This window comes from Nonomuraea sp. NPDC048882, from assembly GCF_040649755.1.
GTDB lineage: Bacteria > Actinomycetota > Actinomycetes > Streptosporangiales > Streptosporangiaceae > Nonomuraea > Nonomuraea maheshkhaliensis.
This window is the reverse complement of record NZ_JBEZGB010000007.1, coordinates 261746-275007: the sequence shown is the minus strand read 5'-3', so window position 1 is coordinate 275007 and position 13262 is coordinate 261746. Positions and strand designations below refer to the sequence as shown.

Here is a 13262-nt window from a genome sequence, read left to right as displayed (position 1 = left end):
TATGATGGGAGGGGGCGGGTGTGAGGATCTGGCGGACCGCCGTTCTTGTCACCGTCCTCGCCGGGCTGCTCGGGTTGCTCGCACCCACTCCGGCCGTGGCCGATCCCAGCCCCGCCGAGCTGCGCAAACTCACCCGGCAGGCGACCCAGCTGAGCGAGCGCTACCGGGGTCAGATCCAGAGCCTTGAGGAGATCAGGCTTCAGGCCAAGAAGGCCACCGACACCTCGGGCAGCCTCCAGGCCCAGCTCCGCGCCGCCCAGGCCGAGGTCAGCCGGATCGCCCAGACGGCCTACATGGTCGGCCCGCTCGACAACACCCAGTTGCTCACGCCCAGCGACGACCCGTACAAGATGCTCGGGCAGGCCGCCACGCTCACCTTCATGGCCAACGAGCGGGCCAAGAAGGTCGAGGCGATCAAGAAGCTGATCGCCAAGTCCAACGACGCCAAGCTCAACGCCAACGAGAAGATCGAGAAGCTGCGCAAAGAGATCAGGCAGATGCAGAGCCGGCGCAAGGACATCGAGAAGCTCCTCGCCAAGTACGGCTTCCAGCAGCCCGGCGGCGCCGAGGGCCTGACGCCCCGCATGATCTCCGTACGCGCCGAGATCATGGCGAACTTCCCCATGAAGTACGGCGTCGGCTGCCTGCGCCCCGGCGACCCCGGCGAGCACGGCAAGGGACGGGCCTGCGACTTCATGATGTCGCCTGGCGGCACCATGGCCGGCGGCAACAACGCGGCCAACGGCGACGCGCTGGCCGCCTGGCTGATCAAGAACGGCGGCCGGCTCGGCGTCATGTACATCATCTGGAAGCAGCGCTACTACGACATCCGCTCAGGCGGCGGCTGGGACCCGATGTCCAACCGCGGCGGCGTGACCGCCAACCACTACGACCACGTTCACGTGTCGGTGTTCTGACCCTCCAGGAACCCCTTGAACCAGCGGTAGGACCGCTTCGGCGTGCGGCGCCCGGTGGCGAAGTCCACGTGCACCAGGCCGAAGCGCTGGTGGTAGCCCTCGGCCCACTCGAAGTTGTCCAGCAGCGACCAGACGAAGTAGCCGCGCACGTCCACGCCCTCGGCCATGGCCTGCCGCATGGCGGCGATGTGCCGGTCGAGGAAGTCGACGCGGGCCTCGTCCTCGATCGTGCCCCGCTCGGTGGGCTCGTCCGGCTGGGAGCAGCCGTTCTCGGTGATCAGGATCGGCGGCAGCGCCGCGCCGTAGCGGGACTTCAGGCCGGTCAGGAGCTCGCGCAGACCGTCGGGGACGACCGGCCAGCCGAAGGCGGTGGTCGGGTAGCCGGTGATGCCCGCGTCGGCGAACGGCAGGCCGGTGTCGGTCGGGGGGCCGGTCGGGGCGGCGATCCGGGTGGGGTTGTAGTAGTTGATCCCGAGAGCGTCCAGCGGGGCCGAGATGGTCTTGAGGTCGCCGTCCCTGACGAATTCCAGGGAGCCGGTGTAGGCGGACAGGTCGGGATACGCGCCGAGCAGCACGGGGTCGTTGAACAGGCGGTTGTGCAGGATGTCGTACGCGCCGGCCGCCGCCACGTCCTGCTCCCGCGTGGAGGCGGGCCAGACGGGGGTGCAGTTGTTGGTGAGCGCCACCTGGCGGGCGCCGGCCGCCCTGAGCGCCTGGACCGCCAGGCCGTGGCCGAGCAACTGGTGGTGGGCGGCGGGCAGGGCGCCGGTCATGAGCACCCGGCCGGGGGCGTGCACTCCCATGGCGTAGCCGAAGGCCATGTGGACGAACGGCTCGTTCAGCGTGATCCACAGCGGGACGCGGTCGGCCAGGCGGGCGGCGACAGTGGCGGCGTACTCGGCGAAGAGGGCGGAGACGTCGCGGTCCATCCAGCCGCCGCGCTCCTCCAGCGCTTGCGGCAGGTCCCAGTGGAACAGCGTCGGCACCGGCTGCACCCCTTCGGCCAGCAGGGCGTCGGTCAGGCGGTCGTAGAAGTCCAGGCCGCGCCGGTTGACCTCGCCCGCGCCCGTCGGCAGCACGCGCGGCCAGGAGATGGAGAAGCGGTAGGCGTTCACGCCGAGGCCCGCCATCAGGGCCACGTCCTCGGGCCAGCGGTGGTAGTGGTCGCACGCCACGTCGCCGGTGTGCCCGTCTCTGACGCGGCCCGGTTCGTGGGCGAAGGTGTCCCAGACGGAGGGGCCTCTGCCGTCCTCCCCGGCGGCGCCTTCGATCTGGTAAGCCGCCGTGGCCGTACCCCAGAGGAACATGCTCGGCCTTCCTCTCACGCGAGTAAGGCTCATGTTAATCGTGCTCAAACCCCCTGACTCAAGGTCCCCGGTATGCGACAGGATGGGGCCATGACCAGTACCCTGCGCCGCCGGCCCGCGCAACGCCGGAGCGTCGAGCGGGTGGAACGGATGCTCGACGAGTGCGCACACCTGCTCGACGAGGTCGGCTACGAGGCGCTGACCACGAAAGAGGTCGCACGCCGGGCGGAGGTGCCGATCGGCACGTTCTACCAGTTCTTCCACGACAAGCAGGGCCTGGTACGCGCCCTGGCGCGGCGCAACCTGGAGGCGTTCCTCCAGCGCATCGTCGAACGCATCCCCGAGGCCGCGCTCGGCCACTGGACCGACCTGGTCGATCTCGCGATCGACGAGTTCGTCGACATGAAGCGCACCACGCCCGGGTTCGCGGTGGTGGACTTCGGCGAGGTGCTCCTCGCCCCCGGCGGGCCCACCGTCGCAGGCAGCAAGCAGGCGCTCGACGGGACGCAGGACAACAATGTCGTCGTGGCCGAGCGCCTGCGTGCGCTGACGATGGACTTCCTGGACGCCCCCATGGGCCCAGGGCTCGACCGGGCCCTGCTGGTGGCCGTCGAGGCCGCGGACGCGGTGCTCAAGCTCGCCTTCAGGGCCGACCCGGCGGGCGATCCCCGGCTCATCGCCGAGTGCAAGCAACTGGTCCACCGCTACCTGGCCGGTCACCTGTCCTGACCCCGGTGCCCCTGACCGGGGCGGCCGGCGCCGCGCCCGGCCGTCCGGCTCAGCTCGGGTCGTCGAGGCGGGCGCGCAGGTCGGCGTCCAGCTTCAGGTCCGCGGCGCCGATGGCCTCCTCAAGCTGCTCCATCGTGGAGACGCCCACGATGGGGACGACGCCGTCGGTCATCAGCCAGGCCAGCACGACCTGGTTCGCGGTCGCGCCCAGCTCGCCGGCCACCTCGTGCAGCGCGGCCAGCCGCCGGGTGGTGCCCGGGTGGTCGTAGATCTCGGCGATCGGGCGGTCGGGCCGCGTGTACGCGCCGAACATCAGCGTGTTGTACGCCCACAGCGTCAGGTCAGGCTCGGCGGCCAGGTAGTCGAGGAGGTCGTCCGAGACCAGCGTGTGCCCCGCCTCGGCCGGCCTGGCGCCGGGACGCGGGCGCAGATACGTGTGCCGCAGCTGTATGTAGGTGTAGGGCGTCCAGCCGTGCGCCGCCGAGACGTTCCTGGCCCGTTCCAGCCGCCACGCGGCGATGTTGCTGGCCCCGATGGCGCGCACCTTGCCGGCCCCGGTGAGCTGGTCGAACGCCCCCAGGGTCTCCTCCAGCGAGACGGAGCGGTCCTCGATGTGCGACCAATACACATCGATGTAGTCCGTCCGTAATCTCCGCAGGCTGTCCTCCGCACCCTTCGCTATGGTCGCCGCGGCCAGGCCCTCGGCCGAGCCGAGGGTGAGGTCGCCGGGCACGGTCGGCCTCGCGCCGACCTTCGTGCTGAGGAAGACCCGGTCCCGTACGCCGCGCGCGGCCAGCCAGGCGCCGATGGTCTCCTCGCTCTCGTCGCCCGAGCGGCCTTCGACCCAGAACGGGTAGTTGTTGGCCGTGTCGAGCATGGTGCCGCCGGCGTCGAGGAACCGGTCCAGGATGGCGAAGGTCTCCCGCGTGCCGACGGTGGTGCCGAACGGAATCGTGCCGAGTGCGATGTTCATGAGCCGACTGTGCGAGCTGGAGCGCGCTCCATGTCAAGCGCCCGGATCGAGCGGCTGGGCCGGGTGCGCGGGCCAGGACGGACGGCGGGGCGGGGGCGAGGTGCCGGGATCCGGTTGACCTGGAGTGGACTCCAGGTCGGATACTTTGGGGTGTGAGCGTTTATACCCCTGCCGAGGTCGTCGAGGAGACCGGATTCAGCATCGACACCCTCCGCTACTACGAGAAGATCGGCCTGCTGGAGCGCGTCGGGCGCAACGCGGCCGGCCAGCGCCGCTTCAGCCAGGAGGACATCGGCTGGCTCGGCACGATCAAGTGCCTGCGCGACACCGGCATGCCCATCGCTCAGATGTTGCGCTTCGCCGAGCTGGTCCGCGCGGGCGACCACACGATCCCCGACCGGATCAAGCTGCTGGAGGAGCACGACCAGCAGGTTCAGGGGCAGCTCCAGAACCTCGTCGAGCGGCAGCAGTACATCAGGAACAAGATTTCCTACTACCGAAGCGTCCTCTAGCTCCCCCTTTGCGCCCTGGCGGGTAGACCAAGATCCATGGCTGGATCGAGGGCGAGGTGGATCAACGTACCCCTGGGCCGCGTGGCCAGGGTGTGCGCGGCGATGCTCTTCGTCCTCCTGGCGCACATCACGCTCATCCAGGCGTTCGGCTCGTACCAGCTCAACGCCGACCGCAGGAACGAGCGCCCGCTGATCGCCAGGTACGGCCACCCGCGCGGCGACATCCGCACCTACGACGGCACCCGCGTCGCCACCAGCCTGCCCACCGGCGCAGGACCCTACCGCTACCGGCGCGCCTACCCACAGGGCGAGCCGTACGCGGCGCTCACCGGGCACGTGTCGCTGCACCGCTCGACGGGGATGGAGCAGGCCCTGGACGCGGTGCTGTCGGGGGACGACCCCAAGGTCAGGGTCAGGTCGCTGGTCAGGCACGGCAGCGTCGAGGGAGCCGACATCAGGCTGACGGTCAGGGACCGGGTGCAGCGGGCGGCCTACCAGGGGCTCGCCGCCGCGGGGGTGCCGGGGGCGGCGGTGGCGCTCGATCCGGCGACCGGGGCGGTCCTGGCGCTGGCCACCTATCCCTCCTACGACCCCAACGTGCTGACCACGTTCGACCGGGCGCGGCTGGCGGAGGCGGTCAGGCGGCTGCGGGAGGCTCCTGCGCAGCCCCTGCTCAACCGGGCGCTGCACCGCCTCTATCCGCCCGGGGCCACGTTCCGGCTGGTCACCACGGCGGCGGCGCTGGCGTCGGGGGAGTACACGCCCACGGCCCTGGTGGACGCGCCGGACCGGCTGCGCCTTCCAGGAACGCCGACGTACCTGCGCAATCCGGGTGACTGCGCGCACCGGCGGCCGACGCTCGCGCTGGCGTTCAGGAGGTCCTGCGACACCGCGTTCGCCGGCATCGGGCTGCAACTGGGGCAGGACCTGCTCAGGGACCAGGCGGAGGCGTTCGGCTTCAACGGGGGGAGCCTGCGGATCCCGCTGGTCGCGCTGCCGAGCCGGTACCCGCTCGCCCTGGACCGGGCCCAGACGGCGCTGGCGGCCGTCGGGCACCACGACAACAGGGTGACGCCGCTGATGGTGGCCATGCTGTCGGCGGCGGTGGCGAACGACGGGGTGCTGATGCGGCCGTATCTGGTGGAGGAGGTACGGCTGCGCGACGGCACGATGATCAACCGGGCCGCTCCCGTGGTGTACCGGACGGCCGTGCCGCCGGTGCTGGCCCGCTACCTGGCGGCGATGATGACGATCGCGACGCCCGCGAGGGGCCTGGGGGCGGCGATCCCGGGGGTGCGGGTGGCCTCCAGGGCCGCCACCGCCGCGACCGTGCCGGGCGGCGGGGAACACGCGCTGGTGACGGCCTTCGCGCCGGCGCGGGCGCCCGAGGTGGCGGTCGGGGTGGTGCTGGAACGGCCGGGGGAGCGCGCGGGCGCGGTGGGTGCGGTCGCGCGCGCGATGATCGAGGCGGCCTTGGCCTGAGCCCACGCCTGATGACGCGGAGCCCACGCCCGATGACGCGGAGAGCGCCGGACGGCCCGAGCCCGGGCCCGCCCCTCATGGCGGCGGGGGTCAGCGGTAGGCGTCGGCTTGGAGGGTGTAGAGCTCGGCGTAGAGGCCGTTGAGGGTCATGAGGGTGTCGTGGTCGCCTTGTTCGGTGATGTGGCCGTGGTCGAGGACGTAGATGCGGTCGGCGTAGCGGACGCTGGCCAGGCGGTGGGTGATGAGCAGGACGGTGCGCCCGTCGGCGTGGGTGCGGATGCGTTCGAAGAGGGCGTGTTCGGCGCGGGCGTCGAGGGCTGCGGTGGGTTCGTCGCAGATGAGCAGGTCGGCGTCGCGGTGGAAGCCGCGGGCGACGGCGATGCGCTGCCATTGGCCGCCGGACAGTTCGCAGCCGTCTTTGAAGCGGCGGTCGAGCAGGGTGCGGTAGCCGTGGGGGAGTTCGGCGATGACCTCGTCGGCGCCGGCGACGGTGGCGGCGGCGTGCAGGGCGCTCTCGCCGCGGTCGGTGCCCATGGTGATGTTGTAGCGGGCGGCCAGGGGCCAGCGGGTGTGGTCCTGGGCGATGACGGCGGTGCGGGTGCGCAGCTCTTCCGGGCTGACCTGGGACAGGTCGGTGTCGTCCCAGCGCACGGTGCCGGTGCCGGGTTCGTACAGGCCGGACAGGATCTTGGCCAGGGTGGTCTTGCCCGAGCCGTTCTCCCCCACGAACGCGATCACCTCGCCCTGCTTGATCTCGACCGAGACACCACTGAGCGCCGGGGACTCGGCGCCCGGGTAGGTGAAGGTGATGTCCTCGGCGGTGATGCGCTCGAAGGAGTCGGGGACGGCCAACGACCTGGGGCCGGTCAGCCGTTCCTCCGCGTCCTCGCAGAACGTGACGAAGTCGGTGAAGTAGAGACCCTCCTCGTAGAGCTCGTTCGTGGCGTACACCAGATTGCCCAGGGAGTTCTGGGCCGAGCGGATGGCGAGGACCGCGGTGCCGGCCACCGCCAGCGGGATCGCGGCGACGGCGAGCAGGATGCCGAGCGCGACGTAGACCAGGGCGGCGCCTAGACCGCCGAGCGCCTCGCCCACCAGCCTGGCCGTCATCTGCCGCCGGGCCAGGCGCAGCATGACGTCCTGCTCGGCGCGGGCGACGGCGTCGTACACGCGCAGCAGGAAGCCGCGCATCGTGAACGAGCGCACCTCTGCGGCAGGTTCGCGGTCGGCCAGCAGTTCGGCCACGATCCACTTGCGGCGGTGCACGGGGATGAGGGCGTAGAGGGTGGCGTAACGCATCTTGGCGCTGCGGACCAGCGCCCAGGCGTCGGGCAGTACGGCCAGCAGCAGGAGCGGCAGCAGCACCGGGTGCAGCACGCCCAGCACGCCCGCCACGGCGGCGATGCCGACGGCGGCGGTGACCAGGTCGATGGCGCTGCGGACCACCGCGTCGGCCATGGCCACCCCGCGCAGCCTGGCGCGCTGCAGCGCGTCGTGGAACTCGGGGTCGTCGTAGGCCACCAGGTCGACGCGGCTGGTGAGGCCGTACAGGCGCTCTTCCGTCAGCCGGCTCACCTGCGGGGTGAGGCGGGCCTGCGCCCAGCCCGCGCCCGCCTGCGCCGCCGTGCGCAGCACCGCCGCGCCCGCCACCAGCGCCAGGCTGGGCAGCGCGGCCATGACGCGGTCGGGGGTCGGGCCCTGGCTGAACAGCGCGGTCAGCACCCCCGTGGTGGCCAGCAGGCCGAAGGCGGTGAACACCCCGGTCAGGAGGTTGAGCGAGATCGTCGCCACGGTGTCGCGCGGGCTGGCCCGCCAGGCGGTGCGCATCGCCTGGCCGACGAGCGCGGGCAACCGGCGGGCGATGGTGAGGAAGCCCACCTCGGCGAGCTTGTCCATGTGGGCGTACCAGTCGGAGAAGGAGATCTCGCCGAGTTCGAGCGGCTCATCAGCCATGTCGTGAGTGTTCCCGCCGGCACGGGCTTTCACGTACGCACAAGGGTTTGCATACACAGATCGTCGTATGGACGAACGCCGTTCCATGGCCTGCGCACTTATCTACACATGGCTGCGCCTGTCGCGCTTACATCGTCGAATGGCCATGTCAGCGCATGTGCCGCGGCTCTCTGCACATCTACCGTTCTACGTGTGATCGACCGCACCGCGCGTTCCTCGCCCCTCGCGTCGGGGGCGTCGCGGCCGATCGGTCGGGGACGTCACGCGTCCGCACGGGGCCGGATCTTCTCGGAGGGGTGGGGGTCCGGCCCCGGGCGCGTGACAGCGGGCTCGGGCCGCGCAGGGCTCGAGCCCGCCCTTTCATCCGGCCCCCCTCTTTCTCAAGGCCCCGCCCTTTCTTCGCGCTGAGGCCGGAATATGCGGAGCTGTTACCGCTCATCCCTTGACGCACGGCTGCCGGAAGTGGGTTGATAGCCGTTGTTGACAACGTTGTCAAAATCACCGACTTCGGGGGGCTTCGAAGGGATGGTGTGGGGATGCGACGGTGGTTAGCGGCCGTATCGATCACGATGGTGAGCGTGCTGGGCCTGGCTGCCTGCGGCGGCGGAGGCGGCAGCACCGCGACCGGACAGTCGCCCGCGGCGAGCGGCGGCAAACAGCAGGTTGAGGTCTTCTCGTGGTGGACGGGCCCCGGCGAGGCCGACGGCCTCCAGGCCATGCGGAAGATATTCGAGGAGAAGAATCCGAACTACACCTTCTTCGACGCGGCGGTGGCCGGCGGCTCGGGTGACAAGGCCAAGGCGTTGCTGCAGTCGAAGTTGCAGGCCAGCACCCCGCCCGACACCTTCCAGGGACACGCGGGCGCCGAGTTGCAGGGCTACATCAAGGCAGGCAACCTTGAGGACCTGACCTCCCTCTACGACGAGCTGAAGCTGAAGGACGCCTTCCCCGCGCAGCTCGTCGAGCAGATCAGCGTCGAGGGCAAGATCTACTCCGTGCCGGTGAACATCCACCGCTCCAACGTGCTGTGGTTCAACCCGGCCGTGCTCAAGGACGCGGGGGTGGCCGCGGCGCCGAAGACGATCGAGGAGTTCATCGCGGCGCTGGAGAAGGTCAAGGCCAAGGGCAAGGTCCCGCTGTCCATCGGGTCGGAGTGGACGGTCACCCACCTGATGGAGAGCGTGCTGCTCGGATCTCTCGGCACCGACGCCTACAACGCGCTGTTCAAGCCGGGCGCCAATTGGAACAGCCCCGAGGTGACGAAGGCGCTGGAGAACTTCGCCAAGATCCTGTCGTACGCGGGCGACCCGCAGGACGACTGGCAGCCGGCCGCCAAGCAGGTGGCCGACGGCGACGCGGCGTTCAACATCATGGGCGACTGGGCGTACGGCTACTTCCACAACCCGCCGGAGGGCGGGCTGGGCAAGACGTCGAAGACCGACTTCGACTGGGCGCCGGCTCCCGGCACCGAGGGCACGTACCTGTGGCTGTCCGACAGCTTCACGCTGCCCAAGGGCGCCAAGAACCGGGAGGGTGCGCTGGCCTGGCTCAAGGTCGCGGCCAGCAAGGAGGGGCAGGACGCCTTCAACCCGAAGAAGGGCTCCATCCCCGCCCGCAAGGACGCCGACCAGGCGCTCTACACCGACTACCTGGGCGACGCGCTGAAGGACTGGTCCAGCAACAAGCTGGCCGGCTCCATCCAGCACGGCGTGGCGGTGAACCAGCCGTGGCTGGCCGCGATCAACGAGGCGGTCGGGCTGTTCATCGGCAGCAAGGACATCAAGGCCCTGCAGCAGGGCCTGGCGGACGCGGCCACGGCCAACGCCCAGTAAGTCGGTGAAACCGCAGGATCACTGCAGGATGCGGCGGGCGCCGGTGCGCGCCTGCCGCATCCGTGAGAGGGAATGCTTGTGAGGCGGGCGCGTACGTGGCTGCCCGGACTCCTCCTCGTCACGCCGTCGATCGTGCTGATCGGCGTCTTCGTGTACGGCATGCTCGGCTGGAACTTCCGGGTCGCCATGACCGACCAGCACGATGCGGTGTCCGAGGGGAAGTTCGTCGGGCTGCAGAACTTCGTCGACATCTGGGATCTGCCCCGGTGGCACCTGTCGGTGAACCACGCGATCATGTTCACGGTCGTGTTCGTCCTGGGGGCGCTGCTGCTCGGGTGGCTGCTGGCGTTCCTCATGGAGAAGGGCGTCAGGGGCGAGGGCACCTTCCGCGCGATCTACCTGTTCCCGATGGCCATCTCGTTCGTGGCGACGGGGATCGTGTGGCGGTGGCTGATGAACTCCGGCACCGGGGAGCGGGCGGTCGGGCTCAACCGGCTGTTCGACTGGATCGGGCTGCCGCAGTGGCAGTGGTTCCGGGACCCGGACTGGGGGATGGCCGCGATGGCGCTTCCGGCCATCTGGCAGATGTCCGGATATGTCATGGCACTTTTCCTGGCGGGGTTCCGCGGCGTGCCCGAGGAACTGCGCGAGGCCGCGCGGGTGGACGGCTGCACCGAGTGGGGCGTCTACCGGCACGTGGTGCTGCCCCTGCTCAGGCCGGTCACGCTCTCCGCGCTGATCATCCTGGGGCACATCTCGCTCAAGGTCTTCGACCTCATCGTGGCGGTGTCCGGCAAGCAGATCATCACGGACGTGCCCGCCGTGTTCATGTGGGTGGCGGTGTTCGACTCGAACGACCCGGCGAAGGGGGCCACGATCGCCTCCTACATCGTGCTCAGCGTGGCGATCTTCGTGATCCCGTACCTGGTCTGGTCGGTGCGTAAGGAGAGGCGATCATGACGGCGGTGGCCGGGCGCAGGGCGGCGGTGTTCGGCTGGACGAAGTTCGGCCTGCTGATCCTGTTCGTGTTCGTCTTCCTCATCCCGATCTACGTGCTGCTGGTGACCAGCTTCAAGCCGCTCACCGAGGCCGATCCGGGCCAGGCGTGGAACCTGCCGCAGACGTGGACGACCGAGGCGTGGCGGGTGGCCTGGGAGAAGCTGGCCCCCGGGCTGTGGAACAGCGTGCTGCTGGCGGTGCCCGGGTCCCTGCTGTCGTGCGCGCTGGGCTCCATGAACGGCTACGTGCTGTCCAAGTGGCGCTTCCCCGGGGCGGACGTGCTGTTCACGCTGTTCTTGTTCGGCATGTTCATCCCGTACCAGGGGGTGATGATCCCGCTGGTGCAGCTGCTGGTGTGGGTGGACGAGCAGGCCGGGCTGCAGGGCGTCTTCTACGGCGGCATCCCCGGCCTGGTGCTGGCGCACGTCGTTTACGGCATCCCGATCTGCACGCTGATCTTCCGCAACTACTACGTGACCATCCCCGACGAGCTGATCGAGGCCTCGCGGGTCGACGGGGCCGGGATGTTGCGGGCGTACTGGTCGGTGGTGCTGCCGGTGTCCGCGCCGGCCATCGCCGTGGTCATCATCTGGCAGTTCACCTCGCTCTGGAACGACTTCCTGTTCGCCGTCTTCCTGACCGGGCCGACGAGCTGGCCCACGACCGTGATGCTGAACAACATCGCGGGGGCGCAGGCCACCCCGTACAGCCAGCAGATGGCGGCGGCCATCCTGGCGTCGATCCCCACGATGGTGATCTACGTGGTGCTGGGCCGGTTCTTCATGCGCGGGCTGATGGCGGGAGCGCTCAAGGGGTGACCCCACAGCGACCCCCGAGCGCCCCCGCCGCGCCCCCCTGTCGGGACCCCCTTCAGGGGGTAGCGAGATGGGCGAGTGGCTCGCCGCGTACGTAGCGGGCCACGTCCGCGGCCACGATCGAGGCCGCCTTCATGGCGGTCTCCTTGCTGGCCCCGGCCAGGTGCGGGGTCATGACCAGGTTTGGCGTGGTGAGCAGGCGGGAGCCCGCCGGGATGGGCTCCTCGGGGAAGACGTCGGTCGCCGCGCCGAACAGGTGGCCGGAGTCGAGGGCGTCGCACAGGGCGTCGTAGTCGAGCAGCGCGCCCCTGGCGCAGTTGACCAGGACCGAGCCCCTGGGCATGGCGGCCAGCTCGGCGGCGCCGATCATGCCGGCCGTCTCGGGGGTGGCGCGGGCGTGCAGGGACACGAACCGGGAGCGCCGCAGCAGCTCGGGCAGTTCCACCTTGCCGGGCACGTCCACGTACGGGTCGTGCACGAGCACCTCCGCGCCGAAGCCCTCCAGCATGCGGGCCACGCGGCGGCCGATCGCGCCGTAACCGACCAGGCCGACGGTGCTGCCGTCCAGCTCGGGGCCGACGTTGTCGTAGGTGTAGTAGTCGCCCCGCCACACGCCGCCCGCGAGGTCCGCGTGGGTCTGCGGGATGCGGCGGGTGGCGGCCAGCAGCATCGCCAGAGTGTGCTCGGCGGTGGCGACGGCGTTGCGGCCGGGCGCGTACGTCACCGCGACCCCCGCCTGAGCGGCGGCCTCCAGGTTGGCGTTGACCGGGCCGCCCCGGCTCACGCAGAACAGCCGCAGGTCGGGGGAGGCGTCCAGGACGCGCTTGGTCAGCGGCGCCATCTGGGTCACGCACACCTCGACGCCGCGCAGCGCCTCGATCAGCTCGTCCTCCACGTCGGAGGCCTCGTCCACCTCCCCCACCCGGCCGAACGGCTGCACCGGCCACGGCAGCGTCAGCTCGCTGATGTCCACCTCACCGGGGACCTCGCGTCTGAGAGCGTCGCCGAACAGGCTGTTGCGGACGAAGTGATCGCCGGCGGCAAGGATCCGGATGGTCAACGAACGGCTCCAATCGGGGAGTTGTACTGCAGCAGCGCCACCCGGCCGGCCTTCAGGCGCAGCTCGGTCAGGGCGCAGTTGTCCAGGCGCGGGAACAGCCGCCGATACTCGCCGAGCGGCACCCCGATGAGCCGGCACAGGGTCAGCCTGATGGCCGTCGTGTGCGCGACCACCAGGACGCGTCCGCCGGGATGCGCTGCGGCGATGTCGTGCAGCGCGCCGGCGAAGCGGGCGGCGGCCTCGTGCGGGCCCTCGCCGTCCGGCAGCGGGTTCGCGGCGGGGTCGGCCTCGAAAGCGGCGCGGGCCTTGGGGAAGCGGGCCGCCATCTCGGCCGAGGTGAGGCCCTCGCCCTGGCCGAAGTCCAGCTCGCGGAGCCGGGCGTCGGTCCGTACCGGCAGTCCGGCCCGGTCGGCGGCGGCCTGCGCGGTGATGCGGGCCCGGCTGAGCGTGGAGGCCCACACGGCGGCCAGGCCCGCGCCCGCGGCCCATCCGGCGAGCTGAGCGGCCTGCTCGTGGCCGCGCGGGGTCAGCTCGATGTCGCTGATGCCCGCGTAGCGGTTCTCGGCGTGCCAGACGGTCTCGCCGTGACGGACGAGCACGAGGTCGGTCATGAGGGGGTCCTCTCGCGGACGAGCGTGGCCCCGGTCGTGAGGCCGGTCATAGGGCCGGTCGTGGGGCCGGTC

The 13262-nt window shown here is 70.6% G+C and carries 12 protein-coding genes; 7 read left to right on the top strand and 5 right to left on the bottom strand.

All coding sequences use genetic code 11. From position 1 onward, the window contains the following. Positions 1-20 precede the first annotated feature (20 nt). A complete protein-coding gene (locus AB0C27_RS26115) occupies positions 21-917 on the top strand; it encodes a hypothetical protein (RefSeq protein ID WP_357848361.1) in 897 nt (298 codons plus the stop codon). Here the strand turns inward: AB0C27_RS26115 and AB0C27_RS26110 are convergent. Next, on the bottom strand, positions 899-2224 hold the full coding sequence (locus AB0C27_RS26110) for a GH1 family beta-glucosidase (protein WP_357848359.1): 1326 nt from the start codon (positions 2222-2224) through the stop codon (positions 899-901). The two genes, AB0C27_RS26115 and AB0C27_RS26110, sit on opposite strands and share 19 nt — an antisense overlap. A gap of 90 nt (positions 2225-2314) precedes the next feature. Between AB0C27_RS26110 and AB0C27_RS26105 the strand changes: the two genes are divergently transcribed. Continuing rightward, on the top strand, positions 2315-2953 hold the full coding sequence (locus AB0C27_RS26105; RefSeq protein ID WP_357848357.1) for a TetR family transcriptional regulator: 639 nt from the start codon (positions 2315-2317) through the stop codon (positions 2951-2953). Positions 2954-3002: 49 nt separating this feature from the next. On the opposite strand, the gene AB0C27_RS26100 is transcribed toward AB0C27_RS26105, so the two are convergent. Then, positions 3003-3926 (bottom strand): aldo/keto reductase, encoded by a 924-nt coding sequence (locus tag AB0C27_RS26100; RefSeq protein WP_357848355.1) that lies wholly within the window; start codon positions 3924-3926, stop codon positions 3003-3005. A 152-nt stretch (positions 3927-4078) separates the two neighbouring features. Between AB0C27_RS26100 and AB0C27_RS26095 the strand changes: the two genes are divergently transcribed. Further along, positions 4079-4438: a MerR family transcriptional regulator gene (locus AB0C27_RS26095; RefSeq protein WP_357848353.1), complete on the top strand. Its 360-nt coding sequence runs from the start codon at positions 4079-4081 to the stop codon at positions 4436-4438. A 36-nt stretch (positions 4439-4474) separates the two neighbouring features. Further along, the gene (locus AB0C27_RS26090; protein WP_357848351.1) at positions 4475-5920 is read left to right on the top strand and encodes a penicillin-binding transpeptidase domain-containing protein; all 1446 of its coding nucleotides are present in this window, start codon (positions 4475-4477) and stop codon (positions 5918-5920) included. 90 nt (positions 5921-6010) lie between these two features. Here the strand turns inward: AB0C27_RS26090 and AB0C27_RS26085 are convergent, their stop codons facing one another. Next, positions 6011-7873, bottom strand: a complete 1863-nt coding sequence (locus AB0C27_RS26085; protein WP_357848349.1) for an ABC transporter ATP-binding protein — start codon at positions 7871-7873, stop codon at positions 6011-6013. A 536-nt stretch (positions 7874-8409) separates the two neighbouring features. Between AB0C27_RS26085 and AB0C27_RS26080 the strand changes: the two genes are divergently transcribed. The 3 genes from AB0C27_RS26080 to AB0C27_RS26070 all read left to right on the top strand — a co-directional run bounded on the left by AB0C27_RS26080 (position 8410) and on the right by AB0C27_RS26070 (position 11522). Continuing rightward, on the top strand, positions 8410-9705 hold the full coding sequence (locus AB0C27_RS26080) for an extracellular solute-binding protein (protein WP_357848347.1): 1296 nt from the start codon (positions 8410-8412) through the stop codon (positions 9703-9705). A 78-nt stretch (positions 9706-9783) separates the two neighbouring features. Then, a complete protein-coding gene (locus tag AB0C27_RS26075; RefSeq protein WP_357848345.1) occupies positions 9784-10665 on the top strand; it encodes a sugar ABC transporter permease in 882 nt (293 codons plus the stop codon). Beyond that, a complete protein-coding gene (locus AB0C27_RS26070) occupies positions 10662-11522 on the top strand; it encodes a carbohydrate ABC transporter permease (protein WP_346115385.1) in 861 nt (286 codons plus the stop codon). The genes AB0C27_RS26075 and AB0C27_RS26070 overlap by 4 nt, the downstream gene beginning before the upstream one ends. 52 nt (positions 11523-11574) lie before the next feature. Here AB0C27_RS26070 and AB0C27_RS26065 read toward each other — a convergent pair whose 3' ends face one another. Both AB0C27_RS26065 and AB0C27_RS26060 read right to left on the bottom strand, forming a co-directional pair. Next, entirely contained in the window at positions 11575-12573 is a 999-nt protein-coding gene (locus AB0C27_RS26065; RefSeq protein WP_357848893.1) for a 2-hydroxyacid dehydrogenase, read from the bottom strand. Positions 12574-12575: 2 nt separating this feature from the next. Beyond that, positions 12576-13190, bottom strand: a complete 615-nt coding sequence (locus tag AB0C27_RS26060; protein ID WP_357848342.1) for a histidine phosphatase family protein — start codon at positions 13188-13190, stop codon at positions 12576-12578. Between the last annotated feature and the right edge of the window lie 72 nt (positions 13191-13262).

Excerpts from the sequence above, each read along its gene's own strand:
- AB0C27_RS26070 (WP_346115385.1), top strand. The coding sequence starts at position 10,662 with ATGACGGCGGTGGCCGGGCGCAGGGCGGCGGTGTTCGGCTGGACGAAG.
- AB0C27_RS26085 (WP_357848349.1), bottom strand. The coding sequence starts at position 7,873 with ATGGCTGATGAGCCGCTCGAACTCGGCGAGATCTCCTTCTCCGACTGG.
- AB0C27_RS26100 (WP_357848355.1), bottom strand. The coding sequence starts at position 3,926 with ATGAACATCGCACTCGGCACGATTCCGTTCGGCACCACCGTCGGCACG.
- AB0C27_RS26105 (WP_357848357.1), top strand. The coding sequence starts at position 2,315 with ATGACCAGTACCCTGCGCCGCCGGCCCGCGCAACGCCGGAGCGTCGAG.
- AB0C27_RS26060 (WP_357848342.1), bottom strand. The coding sequence starts at position 13,190 with ATGACCGACCTCGTGCTCGTCCGTCACGGCGAGACCGTCTGGCACGCC.
- AB0C27_RS26080 (WP_357848347.1), top strand. The coding sequence starts at position 8,410 with ATGCGACGGTGGTTAGCGGCCGTATCGATCACGATGGTGAGCGTGCTG.
- AB0C27_RS26090 (WP_357848351.1), top strand. The coding sequence starts at position 4,475 with ATGGCTGGATCGAGGGCGAGGTGGATCAACGTACCCCTGGGCCGCGTG.
- AB0C27_RS26110 (WP_357848359.1), bottom strand. The coding sequence starts at position 2,224 with ATGTTCCTCTGGGGTACGGCCACGGCGGCTTACCAGATCGAAGGCGCC.